This window comes from Aequorivita vladivostokensis (assembly GCF_000952855.1).
Taxonomy (GTDB): Bacteria; Bacteroidota; Bacteroidia; order Flavobacteriales; family Flavobacteriaceae; genus Aequorivita; species Aequorivita vladivostokensis.
Genome location: NZ_JSVU01000003.1, coordinates 395,105 through 415,022, shown reverse-complemented (window position 1 = coordinate 415,022; position 19,918 = coordinate 395,105). Strand labels below are relative to the sequence as shown.

21 protein-coding genes are annotated in these 19,918 nt (G+C 40.7%); 13 read left to right on the top strand and 8 right to left on the bottom strand.

The features are described 5' to 3' along the window. The first annotated feature begins 28 nt into the window (after positions 1–28). The 6 genes from MB09_RS06890 to MB09_RS06865 all read left to right on the top strand — a co-directional run bounded on the left by MB09_RS06890 (position 29) and on the right by MB09_RS06865 (position 5,911). Entirely contained in the window at positions 29–2,044 is a 2,016-nt protein-coding gene (locus MB09_RS06890; RefSeq protein ID WP_045080196.1) for a M1 family metallopeptidase, read from the top strand. Further along, positions 2,041–2,955: a patatin-like phospholipase family protein gene (locus tag MB09_RS06885; RefSeq protein ID WP_045080140.1), complete on the top strand. Its 915-nt coding sequence runs from the start codon at positions 2,041–2,043 to the stop codon at positions 2,953–2,955. The genes MB09_RS06890 and MB09_RS06885 overlap by 4 nt, the downstream gene beginning before the upstream one ends. Before the next feature lie 192 nt (positions 2,956–3,147). Further along, positions 3,148–3,837 (top strand): hypothetical protein, encoded by a 690-nt coding sequence (locus MB09_RS06880; RefSeq protein ID WP_131459847.1) that lies wholly within the window; start codon positions 3,148–3,150, stop codon positions 3,835–3,837. 18 nt (positions 3,838–3,855) lie between these two features. Further along, positions 3,856–4,506 carry a hypothetical protein gene (locus tag MB09_RS06875; RefSeq protein ID WP_131459845.1) on the top strand — a complete coding sequence of 217 codons (651 nt, stop codon included), beginning with the start codon at positions 3,856–3,858 and terminating at the stop codon, positions 4,504–4,506. After that, positions 4,485–5,237, top strand: a complete 753-nt coding sequence (locus MB09_RS06870; RefSeq protein WP_045080137.1) for a sensor histidine kinase — start codon at positions 4,485–4,487, stop codon at positions 5,235–5,237. Before MB09_RS06875 ends, MB09_RS06870 begins: the two co-directional genes overlap by 22 nt. 41 nt (positions 5,238–5,278) lie before the next feature. Further along, positions 5,279–5,911 (top strand): response regulator transcription factor, encoded by a 633-nt coding sequence (locus tag MB09_RS06865; RefSeq protein WP_045080136.1) that lies wholly within the window; start codon positions 5,279–5,281, stop codon positions 5,909–5,911. Here the strand turns inward: MB09_RS06865 and MB09_RS06860 are convergent. Continuing rightward, positions 5,908–6,432, bottom strand: a complete 525-nt coding sequence (locus MB09_RS06860; protein ID WP_045080135.1) for a DUF7935 family protein — start codon at positions 6,430–6,432, stop codon at positions 5,908–5,910. The two genes, MB09_RS06865 and MB09_RS06860, sit on opposite strands and share 4 nt — an antisense overlap. A 68-nt stretch (positions 6,433–6,500) precedes the next feature. Beyond that, positions 6,501–8,117 (bottom strand): FMN-binding glutamate synthase family protein, encoded by a 1,617-nt coding sequence (locus MB09_RS06855; RefSeq protein WP_045080134.1) that lies wholly within the window; start codon positions 8,115–8,117, stop codon positions 6,501–6,503. 163 nt (positions 8,118–8,280) lie between these two features. On the opposite strand from MB09_RS06855, the gene MB09_RS06850 reads away from it, so the two are divergent. After that, complete coding sequence (locus tag MB09_RS06850) at positions 8,281–10,602, top strand: ATP-dependent helicase (RefSeq protein WP_045080133.1); 2,322 nt, start codon at positions 8,281–8,283, stop codon at positions 10,600–10,602. A 115-nt stretch (positions 10,603–10,717) separates the two neighbouring features. Here the strand turns inward: MB09_RS06850 and MB09_RS06845 are convergent, their stop codons facing one another. Further along, positions 10,718–11,587, bottom strand: coding sequence for an alpha/beta hydrolase (locus tag MB09_RS06845; protein WP_045080132.1), 870 nt, complete (start codon positions 11,585–11,587; stop codon positions 10,718–10,720). Between the two features lie 103 nt (positions 11,588–11,690). On the opposite strand from MB09_RS06845, the gene MB09_RS06840 reads away from it, so the two are divergent. Then, on the top strand, positions 11,691–11,903 hold the full coding sequence (locus MB09_RS06840) for a hypervirulence associated TUDOR domain-containing protein (RefSeq protein ID WP_045080131.1): 213 nt from the start codon (positions 11,691–11,693) through the stop codon (positions 11,901–11,903). An 8-nt stretch (positions 11,904–11,911) separates the two neighbouring features. Beyond that, entirely contained in the window at positions 11,912–12,529 is a 618-nt protein-coding gene (locus tag MB09_RS06835; RefSeq protein WP_045080130.1) for an L-threonylcarbamoyladenylate synthase, read from the top strand. A 70-nt stretch (positions 12,530–12,599) separates the two neighbouring features. Here MB09_RS06835 and MB09_RS06830 read toward each other — a convergent pair whose 3' ends face one another. From MB09_RS06830 to MB09_RS06815, 4 genes are all read right to left on the bottom strand, one after another. Beyond that, positions 12,600–12,935, bottom strand: a complete 336-nt coding sequence (locus tag MB09_RS06830) for a hypothetical protein (RefSeq protein WP_045080129.1) — start codon at positions 12,933–12,935, stop codon at positions 12,600–12,602. A gap of 130 nt (positions 12,936–13,065) precedes the next feature. Next, entirely contained in the window at positions 13,066–13,926 is an 861-nt protein-coding gene (locus tag MB09_RS06825) for an OmpA/MotB family protein (RefSeq protein WP_045080128.1), read from the bottom strand. A 105-nt stretch (positions 13,927–14,031) separates the two neighbouring features. Beyond that, positions 14,032–15,018: a glycosyltransferase family 2 protein gene (locus MB09_RS06820; RefSeq protein ID WP_045080127.1), complete on the bottom strand. Its 987-nt coding sequence runs from the start codon at positions 15,016–15,018 to the stop codon at positions 14,032–14,034. 38 nt (positions 15,019–15,056) lie between these two features. Then, positions 15,057–15,500, bottom strand: coding sequence for a type I restriction enzyme HsdR N-terminal domain-containing protein (locus MB09_RS06815; RefSeq protein ID WP_045080126.1), 444 nt, complete (start codon positions 15,498–15,500; stop codon positions 15,057–15,059). 86 nt (positions 15,501–15,586) lie between these two features. Between MB09_RS06815 and holA the strand changes: the two genes are divergently transcribed. Continuing rightward, a complete protein-coding gene (gene holA / locus MB09_RS06810; protein WP_045080125.1) occupies positions 15,587–16,591 on the top strand; it encodes a DNA polymerase III subunit delta in 1,005 nt (334 codons plus the stop codon). An 81-nt stretch (positions 16,592–16,672) separates the two neighbouring features. On the opposite strand, the gene MB09_RS06805 is transcribed toward holA, so the two are convergent. Then, positions 16,673–17,050, bottom strand: a complete 378-nt coding sequence (locus tag MB09_RS06805) for a DoxX family protein (protein WP_045080124.1) — start codon at positions 17,048–17,050, stop codon at positions 16,673–16,675. Positions 17,051–17,180: 130 nt separating this feature from the next. Here MB09_RS06805 and menA point away from each other — a divergent pair, with 130 nt between their 5' ends. From menA to MB09_RS06790, 3 genes are all read left to right on the top strand, one after another. Further along, positions 17,181–18,071 (top strand): 1,4-dihydroxy-2-naphthoate octaprenyltransferase, encoded by an 891-nt coding sequence (gene menA / locus MB09_RS06800; RefSeq protein WP_045080123.1) that lies wholly within the window; start codon positions 17,181–17,183, stop codon positions 18,069–18,071. Between the two features lie 14 nt (positions 18,072–18,085). Then, complete coding sequence (locus tag MB09_RS06795) at positions 18,086–18,766, top strand: metal-dependent hydrolase (RefSeq protein ID WP_045080195.1); 681 nt, start codon at positions 18,086–18,088, stop codon at positions 18,764–18,766. Positions 18,767–18,858: 92 nt separating this feature from the next. Beyond that, a complete protein-coding gene (locus tag MB09_RS06790) occupies positions 18,859–19,899 on the top strand; it encodes an o-succinylbenzoate synthase (RefSeq protein ID WP_045080122.1) in 1,041 nt (346 codons plus the stop codon). Positions 19,900–19,918 lie beyond the last annotated feature (19 nt).

Below are 19,918 nucleotides of genomic sequence, written 5' to 3'. Positions count from 1 at the left end.
GTTATTTTTTGTGTTTGCGGGAAACTTTATGTTGCAAGCGCAGCAGACCAATGTCGTAGATTTTTTGAGGATTGAGGCTTCAATTGGTACGAAGGCTGACGAAAAGAAAGTGGAAGGTAAATTTCTAACTGCTTTTAAGGTTTTGAAAGAAACGGATTCCATTTTTATGGATGCCGTAAATATTCAAATTAATGATATTAAAACTGCAAATTTCAAAATAACTTCCGATGAAAAGAAGGTTTGGTTTGTAGGCAATTTTGAAGTTGGCACCACTTACAAAGCAGATTTTTATTATGAAATGAAACCGAAACAAACACTCTATTTTTTCGGAGATGAAATCTGGACGCAGGGGCAGGGTAAATACACTTCACATTGGTTGCCGAGTATTGACGACGTAAACGATAAAATCGAGTTCGATTTACAGCTTTTAGCACCAATTGATAAAGTTGTAATTGCAAATGGCAAATTAATCGATTACGGTAATTTACACGAAGTAAATACTTGGCGTTTCAATATGAAAAACCCAATGTCCAGCTATTTAGTAGCTTTCGCAATTGGCGATTTCAACAAAAGGGAACTCGTTTCAAACTCAGGAATTCCAATTGAATTGTATTTCACGCCGAAAGATTCCCTAAAAGTAGAACCCACGTACCGTTACAGTAAAGAGATTTTTGACTTTTTGGAAACTGAAATCGGCGTGCCGTATCCGTGGCAAAACTACAAACAGGTCCCCGTCCGCGATTTTCTGTATGCGGGAATGGAAAATACGACCCTCACAATTTTTTCCCAAGCCTTTGTGGTGGATTCCACGGGCTTTAATGACAGAAACTACGTAAACGTAAACGCCCACGAGCTGGCCCACCAATGGTTTGGCAACCTGGTTACCGAAAAAGCTGGCGAGGACCATTGGCTACAGGAAGGTTTTGCCACCTATTACGCGTTATTGGCCGAAAAGGAAATTTTTGGCGATGATTATTATTACTGGCAACTCTACCAAACAGCGGAGCAATTGAAAGCGATGAGCGATGAAGGCCAAGGCGAATCTCTTTTAAACCCAAAGGCGAGCTCGCTTACGTTTTATCAAAAAGGTGCGTGGGCGCTGCACATTTTGCGCGAGCGAATCGGGGAGGATGCTTTTAAATTGGCTATTAAAAATTATCTGGAAAAATATAAATTCAAAAATGTTGCTACCCAAGATTTTTTAAATGAAGTAAAAAACGTTTCCGATGTGGATATTTCGACATTTGAAAAAGATTGGCTGCAACAAACGGCATTTCAAAGTGAGGATGCTTACCAATCCTTGCTGAAATCGGCCTTCATCCGTAAATATTTTGAAATTTCCGCGCTTCGGGCCGTTCCTTTTTCAGATAAAAAAATACAATTGAAAACGGCGCTTACCTTTCCGAATGATTTTATAGGGCAGGAAGCTGTTTATCAATTAATGGATGAGCCACTTGCTGAAACGCTTCCACTTTATAAAACTGCTTTTAACAGCAATAATTTATACGTTCGGCAGGCAATTGCCCTTTCGCTGCAAACCATTCCGAAGGAACTTCAAACCGAATATGAAAGTTTGTTGCAAGATGATTCCTATGTAACGATGGAATCTGCGCTGTATCAACTGTGGATGCAATTTCCGGAAAAACGGGCAGCGTATTTAAATAAAACGAAGGGAATTGAAGGTTTTCAGAATAAAAACATTCGGCAGTTGTGGCTTGCTTTAGCCTTGCTTACGGAGGGATATGATAATCAGGAAAAGGAAAATTATATAAGCGAACTTAAACATTACACTTCCCCCGATTACAGTTTTGAAATCCGGGAAAAGGCTTTTGAATATGTAAACGAACTGCAACTTTGGGATACCGAAACGCTCAAGAATTTGGTGGAAGCCACTGTGCATCCCACTTGGCGATTTGCGAAACCTTCAAAGGCCTTGTTGAACAATCTGCTTCAAAATGAAAAGTATCATGAACAGGTAAAGGTTTTGGGCAGGCAGGTTTCCGAAGGGGCTGCAAATTATTTAAATTCAATAATAAAGGAATGAGAGCGTTGGTTATTTCGGGCGGAGGTAGTAAGGGCGCGTTTGCAGGTGGCGTGGCTCAATATTTAATGCAGGAGTTGCATCACAATTATGATCTATTTGTGGGCACCTCCACGGGTAGTTTGCTCATTTCGCATTTAGCGCTGGACAAGGTTGAGAAAATCCGCGAGATATATACCTCGGTAAACCAAAAGAGCATTTTCAATAGTTGTCCGTTTGTAATAAAGGAAGATAAATTTGGCGGAAAACAAATCGGGATCGACCATTATACGGTTTTGATGAATTTTATAAAGGGGAAAAAGACTTTTGGGGAAAGCCTAAACCTTCGGAAGTTGATCGAAAAAACATTTACCGAGACCGAATTCAACAATCTAAAAGCTTCGGAAAAGGAAGTAGTGGTAACGGTTTCCAACCTGTCTTTAAATCAAGTGGAATACAAATCGGTCAATGATTTTGAGTATCAGGATTTTTTGGATTGGGTTTGGATTTCATCAAATTTCACCCCGTTTATGAGCCTCGTAAAAAAGGACGGCTGCGAATATGCCGACGGTGGTTTTGGCAGTATGGTGCCTATTGAAGAAGCCATCAACCGCGGGGCCACTTCTATAGATGTGATTATTTTGGAAACGGAAATTACCTATTACAATCGGCTTCCCTCTAAAAATGTTTTTTCGCTGCTAACCAATATGCACAATTATATGGCAGACCGCATAGAAAAGCAGAATATACGCATTGGGAAATTTGTGGCGGCCAATAAGGATATCATCATTAATCTGTATTACACCCCTACGGTTCTCACTACAAATTCCTTGATATTCGACAAAAAGATGATGACAAAATGGTGGGAGCTTGGTTTTCAATATGCGGATCATAAGAATACCGAGCTGAACGAAATTCGTACAAAAGACGACTGATTTTCCTACTTTCCCAAGGGGGATTTCCCCCAAATTTTCAGTGTTTTCCCTGTTTTTTAGGACGAAGTTACTTGTAGCGCGTTAATAATCAACTCTTTTGAATTATCTTCACTTTTAAATAGGGTAGGGGTCACTTTCAGATTCCTTCTATTGTCATTAAATTTATCCCACAACTTTAAAACCAATTTAAAAATGAAAACACAAACTGCCCAACGATTCTTATTTCTGATTTGTATCAATTTAATGTTCTTTAGTTGCCAAGAGCCCACTACACATACCGAGCCACCATACGAAGGGCCACCAAAGGACAATATTATTACAGTAGAGCGGGCACGGGAGATGTATGATGCCTATGCGCAAAGACGCGTGCCGATTATCCAAAAATATGAGGACAGCATTACCGCTGACGGGTCCAAATTCACTCCAACACGTTACGCGGAATATGATTTGGCGACCATCAAACAATATATTGCCTACATAGAGTACGAGGCGAAGAAAGCCGAGATAGATATCCAAACCCTGCGGTTTTACCTATCAAATTATCCCAACAGCGACAAATTTCCGAATGGCGATGCCGTTAAATACCCCAGAAGAAATAGTTTATTTGTGGTGCCAACTATGGCATACGACGGAAAAAATGTAGGTTTTTATCTTGAGGATATAGACGGTGTATATACCGCTGTGCCCATTAATGGAAACGGACTAAGGGATAAGGGTGAAAATACTACCCCGAACGAACCCCAAGGAAGTGTGAATGAGGCTGGGTTTTTTATCTCTACCAATGCAGCAACTCAGGGAATGGGCGCGACCAGTGTAATTTTGAATGATAGCAGCATTACACCTCCGCCTGCCAATGGGGATGATTTCGGTGGTGGTAATTAAACTAACTTTTCTGTACTCTTGGAATCATTTTTAGACAGTATGCGATATGCACATTTGGCAATTTATGCCATTGTCTTTATTGTATCACTGATTAAATTTCCGCTTTATAAGAATTCTGCCTTAAAGGTGCTGCCGATTATATTGTTCTTTACATTATTGACAGAATCTTTGGGATGGTATATAGTAAATGAATATGGCCCGCCAAACGCCATTGTTTATAATATATATTACTTCTTTTATTTTTCGCTTTTCTATTATGTGTTTCTGAAGACCATAGACGATAAAAAGTTTAAACTCTATATTAAATGCGGCATTGCCGTCTTTTGGTTATTTTATGCCTCAGATTGGATTTTTACTGATTTTATTGGGTCAGGCTTTTTAAGTTCCTATATGGCCGGTGCCGGAATCTTGGTTTTTTGTATTATTCTCTATTATATTAATATTTTGCAGTCATCGCGGGTGCTTGTTATAAAAAACGATTTATTGTTTTGGGTAAGTGTAGGCCTATTTTTGTTTTATATTGGCTATATTCCCATAAAGATTATTAGAAGCTGGTTCTATAAGCCAGACAGCTTCTTCGAGATTTTACTGGTAATACAGTTTTCGCTAATAATCATTATGTACTTGTTTTTCTTAACAGGATTTCTATGGATGAAAAGGAGATCATAATAATTGCGGCAATAGCCATCCCCATAACCCTCGTAATTGTAGTTATCGTGCTTTTCAGTGTTTTTTCCAGACGAAAAAATCGATTGCTTCAGGAACAGGAAAACGCAAAAAAAGCCTTTGACCGCGAATTGGCGGAATCGCAAATAGAGATTCGTGAAGAAACCTTGCGGAATATTAGCTGGGAATTGCACGATAACATAGGCCAATTAATGACCCTGGCCAAGATACAGGCCCAGATGGCGCAGGAGAGGCCCGAACTGTTGGCAGAGGTTTCGGAAACCATAGGTACCGGAATTGACGAATTACGGGCACTTTCAAAGTTGATAAATCCCGAAGCCTTAAAAAGCCTAAGCTTGAAAGAGGCCGTAAGCTTGGAGATGGAGAGGTTCAATAGACTTAAATTTATTGCCGCGGAACTCAAGGTGCAAGGATCTATAACTCCTATTGAAAGCAACACTCAAATCATTCTTTTCAGAATAATGCAGGAATTTTTTTCAAATACAATAAAGCATTCCAGGGCATCGACATTAAAAGTGATTTTAGATTATTCCGATGAACTTTTAACTATATCTGCCGAAGACAATGGTGTGGGTTTTGACAAATCAGATAATTTTATGGGCATCGGGTTGAAGAATATGAAAACCCGTGCCCAGTTAATCAATTCTACCTTGAAAATAAACTCGGTAAAAGGCCAGGGCACAACCTTGCATCTTAAGTATAAGTTTGTATGATTAAAATTCGTTTAAATACAAAAATCAAAAGGCGTTAAAAAATGAAATATTCAGTAGTAGTAGTGGATGATCACGTATTGCTTTCCCAAGCCATCGGTGGCCTTGTGGAGGATTTTAACAAATTTCAAGTGTTGTACTTGTGCAATAACGGTAGAGAATTGCTCGATAAATTTGCCAATCCCAACAATGTTCCAGATTTGGTTCTAATGGACATAAAGATGCCTATTCTCAACGGAATAGAAACTGCTGAAATATTAAAAAAAGAGTTTCCCAAAGTAAAAATCCTGGCTCTTTCCATAGAAGAGGATGAATATACTATCTTGAAAATGTTACGGGCCGGTGCCAGTGGGTATTTGATGAAGGATACAAAAAAAGATATTCTTGAGAAGGCCTTAGAGGAAGTAATGGAGAACGGGTATTATTACACTAATACTGTTACACAGATTCTAATGGATTCCCTGGAAAATGAAATTGACACAGAGCTAAAGGAAAAAGAAATTGAGTTTATAAAACTTGCATGCACCGATATGAGTTACAAGGAAATTGCCAAAACCATGTGCTGCAGTTATAAAACCGTGGAAGGCTACAGAGATGCCGTTCATAAAAAGCTGAAAATAAAAAATAGAATTGGCTTGGTGCTTTTTGCAATTCATCACAATCTATTCACGCCTTAAAAAAGTTCACTCACCTCCTTTTTTACGTAAGCCAGCGCTTTCTGTGAAGGGGTGACCTCCTCCATAAAATTTTGTAACAACCATTCCCGCATTTTATCCACATTTCCTTCCTTTTCGTGCATCGCCCCCTGACGGATAACGTGGATTGTTGCATTTTTTGCGGCATTTACCAGGTTCCAGCATTCGGGAGTAACATAAATTTGCTGCGTTAAATTATGGTCAAACTCCTGTTCAATGTTTTTTATCAATAAATTTTCGTAATCGTCTTTTGAATCGGAAAATGGTTTTACCCGAACCAATAACTTATTGGGGTCTATACGCTCCAGAAATAAAGTAATACGCTCATATGCCTGTAAACGGAGAGGCAGCACTTGTTTCTGCGCCTCTTTTTGGACCAAATACCTTCGGCGGCCTTCTTCGTTGGCGGTATGGCCCTTAAAGAAAAAATAGGCAATGATGCCCACAACAATTGCTGGCAATAGATAGGCAACGTAACTAATAATTTGGGTGGTTTCTTCCATAGTTTTTTATTGGGAAACAAACTTAAGATGTTTTGGGAATTTTAACAAACGTAAATCTTCCATTAATGTTAGTAACGTACCTTATTCTCTTTTCGCATTGCCTTCACTTCTTTTTTAGCCTCTTTTTCATGATAATTTCCACCCAGATACTCGCAGTGTGAAAGCGCATGCATACTTTCAAAAGGCACGGCACATTTATGGTACATAAAAGACTGTGATAACGTTTTTATCAAATTTTTATCGCCCACGGTAAGATCCACATCATCCATTGTGAACTGGCATGGATGTTCATAGCCACAGGCATGGGTCATTTCCAACAATTCTTTTCTAAAGTTCTTAAAATAGAAATGCGCCCGAACAGATTTGTCCTCAATATTAATGCCTCGTTGTAGCCACTTGTTTTGCGTGGCCACCCCACTGGGGCATTTGTTGGTATGGCATTGTTGTGCTTGAATGCAACCTATGCTCATCATAGCTTCTCTTGCCACGTTTATCAAATCGGCACCCATGGAAAATGCCATGGCTGCCTTAGCCGGAAACCCCAGCTTCCCACTTCCAATAAAAACAATGCGATCGCAGAGGTCGTGCTTTTTAAAAATTTTATACACCTCCGCAAAACCAAAAAGCCAGGGAAGGGAAACATGGTCAGCAAAACTTGGTGGCGAGGCTCCCGTACCGCCTTCACCGCCATCTATGGTTATAAAATCTGGGCCTTTGCCGGTTTCTTTCATTATTTTTGCAAGTTGTTCCCATTCCCCCAAACGGCCCACAGCAGATTTAATTCCTACTGGCAGACCCGTAGCCTCGGCAATATTTTCCACAAACTCAACCATTCCCTTCACGCCATTAAAGGCCGAATGATTTGGAGGCGAAAGCACGTCCTTTCCCAATGGCACGTGTCTTATTTCGGCAATTTCCTCAGTTATTTTTGAACCGGGCAACACGCCTCCTTTACCGGGCTTCGCCCCCTGAGAAAGCTTAATCTCGATGGCTCTTACCTGAGGGTTTTCATTTACCAGCTTAACGATTTTTTCCATGGAGAAATTTCCATCCTCATCGCGCACCCCAAAATATCCCGTTCCAAAATGAAAGACTACGTCGGCACCCGTTTTATGATAAGGGGAAAGTCCACCCTCACCCGTATTGTGGTAAGCGTACGCCAAACCGCACCCTCGATTTAAGGATTCCACCGCCCTTGCCGAGAGTGAGCCAAAACTCATTGCAGATACGTTTATTATCGAAGTTGGTCGATAGGGTCTTCTGCGTTTGTTATAACTGCCCATTACTTTAGCGCACGGCAAAAAGTAAGGGTTTTTATAGTTGGGATTGTCCTTTTCCACCTTAAAGGGAAGCATCGCATTGTTTATGAAAATGTAGTTAGGTTCATAAATATCCCGATCGGTACCAAAACCCTCATAATTGTTTTCATTTTTTGCCGAAGCATAAATCCAGCCGCGCTCTATCCTGTTGAAGGGAAGCTCCTCGCGGTTGTTCGCAACAATATACTGCCGAAGCTCCGGCCCAATACTTTCCAGCATATACCGAATGTGCCCGATAATGGGGAAGTTGTGGCTTATAGTGTGGTGCTTGTTAAAAAAAACGTCCCGAATGGCAACGAGCGCTAAAAAGATAAGAACCCAACCCCACCACGGAACTTGGGATAGAAAAGAAAGAATAGATTCCATTAAAAGTTTTTTTTATAAAGGTATTCAAATTTATGTGGTTTGGGAAAATTGTTTTTGGGAATAGTTTCTTTTTAAATCGAAATTTTTGTTTATAATTTCTCCAAAATCATTTTAGATAAAAGATTGATAATGGCTATTTTCACAGCTTGAAGAAAATGAAGTTTTGGAAAAATATTTAGAACAACTCAACGAAGCCCAACTAGCGCCAGTACTGCAAAAAGACGGCGCTATGATTGTAATTGCCGGCGCCGGTTCTGGAAAAACGAGGGTCCTTACCTTCCGGATTGCCTATTTAATGTCTCAAGGGGTGGACCCGTTCAATATTTTGGCACTTACCTTCACCAATAAGGCGGCACGCGAGATGAAAAACCGTATCGCAAAAATCGTGGGCGCCAGCGAGGCAAAAAATCTTTGGATGGGGACCTTCCACAGTATTTTTGCAAAAATCCTTCGGTTTGAGGCGGACAAACTGGGCTATCCTTCAAACTTTACAATTTACGATACCCAGGATTCGCACAGCGTCATACGGTCGGTGATAAAGGAAATGAACCTGGACAAGGATGTGTATAAATACAAGCAGGTTTATTCGCGCATTTCTTCCTATAAAAACAGTTTGATTACCGTTAAGGCATATTTCAACAACCCCGAATTGATGGAAGCCGATGCCATGGCCAAAATGCCGCGACTCGGCGATATTTACAAAGCATATGTGGACAAATGCTTTAAGGCCGGCGCAATGGATTTTGATGATCTTTTGTTAAAAACCAATGAGCTATTGACCCGTTTTCCGGATGTTTTGGCAAAATACCAAAACCGTTTTCGTTACATTTTGGTGGACGAGTACCAGGATACAAACCACAGCCAGTATCTAATCGTGCGTGCCCTTTCCGATAGGTTTCAAAATATCTGCGTTGTGGGCGATGATGCCCAGAGTATTTATGCCTTTCGCGGTGCCAATATCAACAATATTTTGAATTTTCAGAAGGATTATGACGATGTAAAGGTTTTCCGTTTGGAACAGAATTACCGTTCTACCAAAAATATAGTGAATGCCGCGAATGCAATTATTGAAAAGAATAAAACAAGACTTGAAAAAGTAGTCTGGACCGCAAATGACGAAGGCAATAAAATTCTCGTAAACCGCACCATGACCGATGGGGACGAGGGCCGATTTGTGGCGAGCTCCATTTTTGAGAATAAAATGAACCATCAATTGAAGGATGGCGATTTTGCAGTTTTATACCGAACCAATGCCCAAAGCCGTGCCATTGAGGATGCGCTTCGGAAAAAGGACATTCCGTACAGAATTTACGGCGGGCTCAGTTTTTATCAACGCAAGGAGATAAAAGACGTGTTGGCTTATCTGCGGTTGGTGTTAAATCCGAAGGATGAAGAGGCGCTGAAACGTGTTATCAATTATCCCGCGCGGGGTATTGGCGATACCACGATGGAGCGATTGATTGTTGCCGCAAACCATTATAACCGCTCAATTTTTGAGGTGATGAAAAACATCGATAAAATTGATTTAAAGATAAATGCCGGCACCAAAAGCAAATTGCAGGATTTTGTGACGATGATTGAAAGCTTTCAGGTTTTGAATCAAAACTATGATGCTTTCACCATTACTGAACACGTTGCAAAAAAAACAGGTTTACTGCAGGAATTAAAAAAAGATGGCACTCCCGAAGGCATTGCCCGTATTGAGAATATAGAGGAACTACTGAACGGGATGCGCGACTTTGTGGAAGAGCAAAAGGAAATAGCCGATGCCACGGGCTCGCTTGCTGAATTTATGGAAGACGTAGCCCTCGCTACCGATTTGGATAACGACAAAGGCGATAGCGACCGTGTTGCGTTGATGACGGTGCATTTGGCAAAAGGGTTGGAGTTTCCCTATGTATATATAGTGGGGATGGAGGAAGATCTTTTCCCCAGCGGGATGAATATGAACTCCCGCAGCGAACTGGAAGAGGAGCGAAGATTGTTTTACGTTGCGCTTACCCGCGCCGAAAAGCAGGCGTATTTAACTTACACCCAATCGCGATACCGGTGGGGAAAATTGATTGATGCCGAACCCAGCCGTTTTATTGAGGAAATAGATGAAACCTTTTTGGAATACTTAACCCCAATTACGGAAAACCGCTACAAACCGCTTTTGGATGCTGATATTTTTGATGAGGTGGACCACAGCAAACTGCGGCTAAAAAAGCCGGTGGCCGGCAAGGCACCAACGGGCCCCACGGAAGCACAGCTTCGAAAATTGCGGAGATTAAAGCCCGTTACCAGCGATACCGACAAAAATTTTAATGCGGAAGACGCCAATCTAAAGCAGGGGACAATGGTGGAGCACGTTCGCTTCGGAAAAGGTAAAATTCTCAAAATCGAAGGAGTTGGCGCTGACACTAAGGCCGAAATTGATTTTGAAAACGGCGGTTTAAAAAAGCTATTGCTCCGTTTTGCAAAATTGAAAATTGTTAATTCGTGATTTGTTAATTTGGGATTTGTTAATTTGGGATTTGTTACTTCGGGATTCGTTATTTCATTAATTTGTGAGGTTCTTTAAAAAAATTTAAGCACCCAGCACCCAGCACCCTGCATCCTTAATCCACTCCCAAATAAGTATCAACTGCGGTACTTAGCTGTTCTTTCATATTTTCGATATCATTTGGTGCCCAATCGCCGTGGCCGCCATCATAAACCGTGAAACTATGGTCTATTTGCGAGTTGTTCAGTGCATTTTTTAAAGTTTCCCCATTTGACAGTGGAACCAACGGATCGGCATTTCCGTAGAAAAGCAGGGTAGGGCTGCTGGCGTTTGAAACCCGTAGCGCGGGACTCAAAACTTCAGCATAATTCGTTTCGGGAGGATAAGCGCTTTCGTCCACCAAGGCTGCCATCAAAACCGGAAAATTGGGGTTGTCGCTATAGAATGGGTCGGTAAAATCTGTCGGGCCCACAATGTCGCCCACTATTTTCACTTGATCGTCTGTATCATAAACATAATCATACATCAGCGAAATATGTGCTCCGGCACTGGCACCGATCATGGCAAATTCCGGAAGGATTTGAAGTTCGTCTTTTTCGGCGGTCAGTTTATTGATAATTGCATCCACGTCCAAAAATTGGTTGGGAAACGCAGGGGTGTCCATATCGGCAAGCACATAGTTCACATTTACTATTGCGTGATCGGGATGTCTTAATTTTATGTAGGGAATAAAGAAATCCATATCAGCCTTATCGCCTCCGGTCCAACCCCCGCCGTGGACCAGGACGATTACCTTCGTTTTGTTGGAGGATCGGTCTGCGGGAAGGTATAGGTCGTATTTTTGTTGCGGATCATTTCCGTAGGAAACATTCAGCATCGTTTTTTCCTCTAATGATTCGGTTGTATTGTTATCGTTATCTTTGGAACAGGAAATGAAATGGATTTGAATTCCGAAAAGAAAGATTAGCACGAAGATTTTTTTCATAAGAAATTTTTGTTTTTCCCATAACGCTCGAAATGGGATTTTATGTTAAGTATTTGAAACTTATTCCTATTTTTAAAAAATGTAAGTAACTTTAAATAAAAATATGATTCGCAAGGGTTCAGAAGTAACGTGGAAATGGGGCAACGGCGACGCCGAGGGAAAAGTAATTGAAACTTTTTCAGAAGAAATTACAAAAACCATTAAAGGAAGCAAGATTACCCGAAAGGGAGATAACGGAAATAAGGCGCTTTATATTGAACAAAACGATGGCGACAAGGTTCTAAAACTTGAAAGTGAAGTGACCAAAAAAAATTAAACTAAAGCATGGCTGAATTTATTAAGATTTACGAAGAAAACCCCAACCCAAAGGAGATTAAGCGCGTTGTGAAGATACTTCGCGATGGCGGGGTTATCATTTATCCGAGCGATACTGTATATGCCCTGGGCTGCGATATAAACAACAACCGCGCAATGGAACGTGTGGCGCAATTGCGGGGAGTGAAACTGGAAAAGGCAAATTTCTCGTTCGTGTGTGAAGATTTAAGCAATCTGAGTGATTATGTGAAGCAGATAGACACCCCCACCTTTAAAATTTTGAAACGAAATCTTCCGGGCCCCTACACTTTTATCCTTCCGGGAAATAACAATCTTCCGTCGGTTTTTAAGAAGAAAAAGGAAGTGGGGATCCGCGTTCCCGATAATTCCATAACCCGGGCCATAGTGCAGGAGTTAGGCAATCCTATTATTTCAACCTCCATTAAGGACGAAGATGAGGTAATTGAGTACACCACCGATCCGGAACTAATACTTGAGAAATGGGACAATCTGGTAGATCTGGTTATAGACGGCGGCTATGGCGGCAATATTGCTTCCACCGTAATAGACCTTACCGGGCCGGAACCCGTGGTAGTTAGAGAAGGAAAAGGAAGTTTGGAATTATAGATACCTAATACGGAAGACCAAAAATTAGTTTACCAACGTGTTTGCCAACGAAATATAATGGCAAACTTTTCTATTTCAATAAATGCTGTAGCCCGCGATAAATGTTTTTTTCCAAGATGTCGATTTCGCCATCGGTGAGAAACATTTTTTTTATGTTGTAAAAAAGTCTGTCTATTTCCGTTGGTGAGTAATCAAAGCGCTCTACCGTATGCTGGATTTTCTGTATCCGCTGATAATCGTTGTCCTTATCAAACTCTTTGTGTATTTGTCTGTATTTTTCCTCACCTACTTTTTTCATTATAAAATTGCGTTCTTCCTCGGTTTCCACAAAATTGGCATAGGCACAATAAAGTAAAATATACGCCTTAAGCTCCTCGCGGGTCCAATTTGTTTTGAATTCTTCCATTTCTTCGTAAATATTTAATAAGGTTTAATATTCATATCCAAGATACGAAAACCTTTCAAAAGATTGATTTGATGAACCAATAAAAAACCCGGCCTGTTTGGACCGGGTTTGTATTATTGGCATTCAGATTTTATTTTCCGCCTGCCTCAAGGTTTTTCATTTCCTTTTCAATCATATCGTAGAACTGATCGATTTTAGGTAGTACCAAGATACGGGTACGTCTGTTTGTTGCTCTGTTCTCGGCAGTTGTGTTTGGTACCAATGGATCGTACTCTCCACGACCTGCGGCCACCAATCTTTCAGGTGCAATACCAAGATCCTGCAATGCTCTAACTATGGCAGTAGCACGCTTTACGCTCAAGTCCCAGTTGTCCAAAAGAACACCGCTGCGGTAAGGTACGTTATCCGTATGCCCTTCAACCATCGCCTCAAAATCTGGTTTGCCGTTGATAACTTTGGCAACTTTTCCTAAGATTTCATTGGCTCTTGAAGAAATTTGGTAGCTTCCGGTCTTAAATAAAACTTTGTCTGAAAGCGAAATATAAACTACACCTTTTTCAACATTTACCTCAATGTCCGGATCGTTTATACCCACTTCTCTTTTAAGACTAGTTACTAAAGCAAGGGTTACACTATCTTTTTTGTTAAGCGCGTCCTGCAAACGGGTAATCTTTAGGTCTTTTTCCTTTAAGCTTTCCAATGATTTTTCAAGGTTGGTAGCACCTTTTGAGGTCAACATAGTAAGCTCTTTTGAACTTTGAATAAGATCCTCATTGGTTTTTTTCATGTCTGCCAAACGCTCCTCAAGTTGTTTTGCGCGGGCTGTTGCCGCAGCTCTTTCGGTAAGGCAGTCGTTAAGTTTAACGGTAGCCGTGTTCAGCAAATCCTGCGTGTTTTGTTGTTTAGCTTCAAGTTCTGCGTATTTCTTCTTGGAAACGCAAGAAGTAAAGGCCAAACTGGAGCATACTGCTAGAATCAATAGTTTCTTCATAATTTGTTAAGTGTTATATTAGATTGTTTATTTCAATAAATCTGAACCAAAATTATTAAAATAGCGGTCGCCTAAAAAACGATTAACAATACTTTAAGTTATAAGCTATTGAAACGGCTCCTTTTTCATTATAAAATGCTGAAATACAATGGATTTTATTTTGAAATATTTCATCTTGGAAGCATTTCTGCGTCTCTTTTTAAGAAATTTCGGCACCAAAAAATAAAAACTGAAGTGTGCTTTTATGACTGCCAAAAAATGTTTTGGCTTTCCTTGGAACAAAAACTGAAAAGCTGCAACGGCGTCCAACACCATTCGAACGAAAATTGCTGAAAAGGCCTGGGCTCCACCGGCATTTTTTAACAGATTTAAAAGCGAGTTTCGAAAATTGTAAAAAGTTTTCTGTGGGTTTAAAGCAGCCAGCGTAGCGCCACCCACGTGATATACCTGCGAGGTACCTACATATAGTATCTTTCCGCCCTTGGCTTGCAATCGCCAGCAAAGGTCAATTTCCTCTTGGTGTGCAAAATAGTCTTCATCCAGTCCGCCAGCTTGCCAAAAAGCATCGGTCTTTACAAAAAGACAGGCTCCCGAGGCCCAGAAAATTTCGGCTGTATCGTTATACTGCCCGTGGTCCTTTTCCAAAGTGTTGAAAATACGTCCGCGGCAATACGGATAGCCGTATTTGTCAATAAAACCGCCCGCCGCGCCAGCATATTCAAAATACTCCCGGTTTTTGTAATCAAGGATTTTTGGTTGTGCCGCAACTACCGAAGCGTCTTTTTCAAATTCTGAAATTATTGGTTGCAGCCAGTTTTCGGTTACCTCCACATCGCTGTTCAACAGAACGAAAATGTCTTCGGAAAGGTTTTTTAAAGCATCGTTATAACCTTTGGCGTAGCCGCCGTTCACTTTATTTTGAATGATTTTTACCGTGGGGAAATTTTCGTAAATAAACGAAATCGAATCATCAGTTGAAGCATTATCGGCCACATAGACAGTGGCTTCGGCAGAAAACTTCACCACAGAGGGAAGAAATTTTTCCAACAGATCCCTTCCATTCCAATTGAGTATGACAACGGCTACTTTCACGGGTGTAAAGATAGATTTTTGAAGTGTTTTTTAAGGACTTATTTATAATCGGGAATTTCTTCTAAAAAATTGTAGCGTTCATTCCCGAAATCCATTTGGCAGAAATAATGTCCCAAACCGTTGGTAACCATTAAATACTCTGCTTCCAACGCTAAATTATACCGCGCAATTTGGTCAAATGTGAGTTGTGAAATTTCAATTGAGGGCGCTTTGCATTCCACAATCAAAAAAATACTCCCGTCATTGTTGAAAACCACGATGTCGTATCGTTTTACGGTGTTGTTCAACTTCAACTGTTTTTCAACGTTTATAAGGCTTTTGGGATATTTTTTTTCTTTCAGAAGAAATTGAACAGCGTGCAGACGAACCCATTCTTCGGGAGTGAGCACGACGAATTTTTTTCGGATTTCATCAAAAACCAACGTTTTATTTTCGCTACTTTTGAAGCGAAAGGAATATTGGGGGAAGTTGAGTTTTTGCATTTACAAATATTCAAAATTTAATATTCAAAATTCAAAATTAAGTTCCTTCAATCTAAAATCTTCAATCGTAAATCGTAAATCGTCCAATGCCGCTCGACAAAGTAAAATCCATCATCACCGATATTAAAAACGGAAACACAAAACCCATCTACTTTTTGATGGGCGAGGAGCCGTATTATATTGATGGCATTTCAAAATATATTGAGGAAAACGTTTTGAGCGAGGAAGAAAAGGGTTTTAACCAAATGGTGCTTTACGGCCGTGATGTTTCGGTAGAAGACATTATCAGCAACGCCAAACGCTACCCAATGATGGCGGAAAAACAGGTGGTTATTGTAAAGGAGGCGCAGGATCTTTCGCGCACCATAGAAAATTTGCTTCCGTATGCGCTCAGCCCGCAGCCCACAACCGTTTTGGTGCTTTGTTATAAATACAAAACCTTGGACAAACGCAAAAAACTGACCAAGGAAATTGCCAAAACAGGGGTTCTTTTTGAGAGCAAAAAACTCTACGAAAACCAAGTGCCGGACTGGATAAAGCGCGTTCTCGCGGGGAAAGGTTATACAATCACCCCAAAAGCCGCACAAATGTTGGTGGAATTTCTTGGGAATGATTTAAGCAAGGTAAACAACGAGCTTGAAAAGCTGCAATTAATTCTAAAGCCCGGCGAACAGATTACGCCACAAATTATTGAGGAAAACATCGGTATCAGCAAGGATTTCAATAATTTTGAGCTTCAGAATGCAATAGGCGAAAAGGATATAAAAAAGGCTTTTGCAATTATTCAATATTTTTCGCAAAACCCAAAAAACAACCCTTTGGTGATGACGGTGGCCTTGCTGTACAGTTTCTTTTCAAAATTGCTGAAATACCACGCGCTTACCAACAAGGGCGATGCTGCAAAGGCTTTGGGCGTTCATCCTTTCTTTATAAAAGACTATCAAACCGCCGCCCGAAATTACCCAATGAAAAAGGTGAGCGCCATCATTGCCGCAATCCGCGAGGTAGATATGAAAAGCAAGGGCGTGGGTGCCGCCAACCTTTCGCAGGGCGATTTGCTAAAGGAATTGTTGGTAAAAATTTTTAATTGATTTTGGTAGGCGCGCGATTAATCGCGCGCCTACATTTTGATTAAAATGGTCATTTTTTATACAGTAACGACGACTGAAAACTCATTTTTTGTCGACCGAATATTTCCCCGCGCCCAAAAGTGCAATCGCAATAAAACCTATTAAATATAGTATAGCTTTCTCCTTAATTCCGAATGGGTCTGCGGCGTGAACCACAAAGGCAGCCACGGCCATTGTAATTATCACGGGAATTGCGGACAATCGCGTTTTAAAACCAATTATTACAAGTATCGGGAAAAACACCTCGCACAACACAGCTAAAATTAAGGTTGCCGTTTCGCCAACGCCGATGGGGTCGCCAAAGGAAAAATCACCCGAAAGCATTTTTAAGAGTTTCGGAATGCCGTGTGTGAGCATCATTATACCAAAGCCCATACGGAGTAGTAGCAATCCTAAATTATAACTGGTCGTGTTGTTCATTTTTGTGTCTGTTTAAATTATGAAAAACGAATATAGCAAAACATTTCAATCAAATAAGCAAGTAACCCATTTCAAAAAATTGGCACACCCCTTTTTAAAACGTATTTTTGCAGCTTCAAAAAAATATTGAATGACAAAAATTAAAGCTTGGTTTGCCGCGGCGAGATTGCGAACGTTGCCGCTTTCGGTTTCTGGAATTATTGTTGGTGCAGGTTTGGCTTCACACTACTATTATAGTTCGGTACTTTTCTGGCTCGCAATATTGGTTACGATCGGTTTTCAGGTTTTGTCAAATTTTGCCAATGATTACGGCGATGGCATTCGCGGCACCGACACCGTAAGGCACGGCGAAAAGCGTATGGTAGCTTCGGGAATTATTTCACCTAAAGAAATGAAAATTGGGATGATCATTACCGGAATCATCACTTTTTTTCTCGCCACGTTTTTGATTTTCAGAGCTTTCGGAAATGAAAATTTTGTCATTTCCTTTATATTTTTCAACTTAACTATTGTTTCCATCATCGCTGCGGTAAAATATACTGTTGGGAAAAGAGCCTACGGTTACTCCGGTTTGGGCGATGTTTTTGTGTTCCTGTTTTTTGGGTTACTAAGTGTTTTGGGAAGTTATTACTTGTTCACCCACCAGCTTCAATGGCAACTTTTATTGCCCGCCACGGCAATCGGTTGTTTCAGCACCGCCGTGCTGAATTTGAACAATATGCGCGACATTGAAAACGATGCGGCTGCCAAAAAACTTACCTTGGTCGTAAAATTGGGGTCCACAAAAGCGAAAAAATACCACGCTTTCCTGTTGCTTTTTGGAATGCTTTGCGCTGTGCTCTACACTATCATAAATTATCGGGAACCCTTACAATTTATATACTTAATCGCTTTTATTCCTTTCCTTTTAAACATAAAAACCGTTTTAAAAAACAAATCACCAATGTTGCTCGATGGCGAATTAAAGAAGGTTGCGCTCAGTACTTTTTTGTTTGCAATCTTGTTTAGTATATTTATGTGATAAAAAAAGAAATTATGAAAATTACATTTTACGGACAAAATTGCCTCGGCATAGAGATTAAGGGAAAACACATTTTGGTAGATCCCTTTATTAGCGGAAACGAGCTTGCAAAAGATAAAATTGACATCAACCAGTTAAAGGCAGATTATATTCTTTTGACCCACGCCCACCAAGACCATACGCTGGATGCGGAAGCTATCGCAAAAAATACGGGAGCGGTAATTGTGAGCAATTTTGAGATTGCGAACCATTATGAGGAAAAAGGCATTGAAGTACACCCGATGAACCATGGCGGCAGTTGGAAGTTTGAATTTGGAAAGGTAAAATACGTAATTGCCCATCACACCAGCAGTTTTCCTGATGGCAGTTACGGCGGCCAGCCCGGCGGTTTTGTGATTGAGGGCGAACATAAAAACATTTACATTGCGGGCGATACCGCGCTCACAATGGATATGAAATTGATCCCGATGCGCACAAAGCTGGATTTGGCAATTCTCCCCATAGGCGATAATTTTACCATGGGTATTGACGATGCCATCATTGCCAGCGATTTTGTGCAGTGCGATAAGGTTTTGGGCGTGCATTATGACACGTTTGGATATATCGAAATAGACCACGAAGAGGCAAAACGTAAGTTTTATGACGCCAATAAGGATTTGATGTTGCTTGAAATTGGCGAGAGTATTGAACTTTAAATTCCAAAAATTAAATTCCAAATTCCAAAGGGCGCTCTTTTGGAATTTGGAATTTTAAAATTTGGTGCTTCAACCCTAAATCTACTTATACTTTGAAAGCCTCTTATAAAAAACACATCCTAAACTTCAAACGCCCCAGCGGCACTTCCCGCGGTGTTTTAAATACCAAGGAAACCTATTTTCTTATTCTGAGAACCGAAGAAGGTTTCGGAGTGGGCGAGTGCGGCTTGCTTCGCGGTTTGAGTGTTGACGACCGCCCCGATTACGAAGAAGAACTTGCAGGCGTGTGTGAAAACATAGAATTGGGCGTGAGTGAAGCAGATTTATATGAAGCCTTGGAGGAATTTCCGTCGATACAATTTGGGGTTGAAACCGCTTTTAAATCGTTGCATTCCAAAAATCCTTTTGAACTTTTTCCTTCGGAATTTACGAATGGCGAAGCTTCAATCCCCATAAACGGTTTGGTTTGGATGGGCGATAAAGTTTTTATGAAACAACAGATTTCAGAAAAACTGAAAGAAGGCTTCACGTGTATCAAAATGAAAATTGGCGCTATCGGTTTCAAGACTGAAATCGAACTTTTAAAATCCATCCGAACCGAATTTTCCGCTTCCGAAGTGGAACTGCGCGTAGATGCCAACGGCGCCTTTTCGCCCAAGGAAGCTTTGGAAAAATTGAAAGTGCTTTCAGATTTGCAATTGCATTCCATTGAGCAGCCCATCAAGCAAGGCCAATGGCAGGAAATGGCGCGACTGTGTGAGGAAACACCGCTTCCCATTGCTTTGGATGAGGAGCTCATTGGTATCTTTTCAGAAGACGAAAAAAATAAACTTTTAGAAACCGTAAAACCGCAGTTTATAATACTAAAACCTTCATTGGTTGGCGGTTTCCGCGGAAGCGATACTTGGATAAACCTTGCGGAAAAACACAATGCAGGTTGGTGGATTACTTCGGCTTTGGAAAGCAATGTGGGTTTAAACGCCATTTCGCAATATACCTTCACAAAAAACAGTAAATTGCCGCAAGGTTTGGGCACGGGCAGCCTTTACACAAATAATATTAACAGTCCGCTAAAAGTTTCAAACGGTACCTTAGATTATAAACCCTCCATTGAGTGGGAATTTCAGTTTTAATACAACAAATTACTTAATC

Excerpts from the sequence above, each read along its gene's own strand:
- MB09_RS06845 (WP_045080132.1), bottom strand. The coding sequence starts at position 11,587 with ATGAAAAAAATCTTCGTGCTAATCTTTCTTTTCGGAATTCAAATCCAT.
- MB09_RS06865 (WP_045080136.1), top strand. The coding sequence starts at position 5,279 with ATGAAATATTCAGTAGTAGTAGTGGATGATCACGTATTGCTTTCCCAA.
- MB09_RS06835 (WP_045080130.1), top strand. The coding sequence starts at position 11,912 with ATGGCTGAATTTATTAAGATTTACGAAGAAAACCCCAACCCAAAGGAG.
- holA (WP_045080125.1), top strand. The coding sequence starts at position 15,587 with ATGCCGCTCGACAAAGTAAAATCCATCATCACCGATATTAAAAACGGA.
- MB09_RS06830 (WP_045080129.1), bottom strand. The coding sequence starts at position 12,935 with ATGGAAGAATTCAAAACAAATTGGACCCGCGAGGAGCTTAAGGCGTAT.
- MB09_RS06890 (WP_045080196.1), top strand. The coding sequence starts at position 29 with ATGTTGCAAGCGCAGCAGACCAATGTCGTAGATTTTTTGAGGATTGAG.
- MB09_RS06860 (WP_045080135.1), bottom strand. The coding sequence starts at position 6,432 with ATGGAAGAAACCACCCAAATTATTAGTTACGTTGCCTATCTATTGCCA.
- MB09_RS06885 (WP_045080140.1), top strand. The coding sequence starts at position 2,041 with ATGAGAGCGTTGGTTATTTCGGGCGGAGGTAGTAAGGGCGCGTTTGCA.
- MB09_RS06825 (WP_045080128.1), bottom strand. The coding sequence starts at position 13,926 with ATGAAGAAACTATTGATTCTAGCAGTATGCTCCAGTTTGGCCTTTACT.
- MB09_RS06855 (WP_045080134.1), bottom strand. The coding sequence starts at position 8,117 with ATGGAATCTATTCTTTCTTTTCTATCCCAAGTTCCGTGGTGGGGTTGG.
- MB09_RS06840 (WP_045080131.1), top strand. The coding sequence starts at position 11,691 with ATGATTCGCAAGGGTTCAGAAGTAACGTGGAAATGGGGCAACGGCGAC.
- menA (WP_045080123.1), top strand. The coding sequence starts at position 17,181 with ATGACAAAAATTAAAGCTTGGTTTGCCGCGGCGAGATTGCGAACGTTG.
- MB09_RS06880 (WP_131459847.1), top strand. The coding sequence starts at position 3,148 with ATGAAAACACAAACTGCCCAACGATTCTTATTTCTGATTTGTATCAAT.
- MB09_RS06805 (WP_045080124.1), bottom strand. The coding sequence starts at position 17,050 with ATGAACAACACGACCAGTTATAATTTAGGATTGCTACTACTCCGTATG.
- MB09_RS06795 (WP_045080195.1), top strand. The coding sequence starts at position 18,086 with ATGAAAATTACATTTTACGGACAAAATTGCCTCGGCATAGAGATTAAG.
- MB09_RS06870 (WP_045080137.1), top strand. The coding sequence starts at position 4,485 with ATGGATGAAAAGGAGATCATAATAATTGCGGCAATAGCCATCCCCATA.
- MB09_RS06815 (WP_045080126.1), bottom strand. The coding sequence starts at position 15,500 with ATGCAAAAACTCAACTTCCCCCAATATTCCTTTCGCTTCAAAAGTAGC.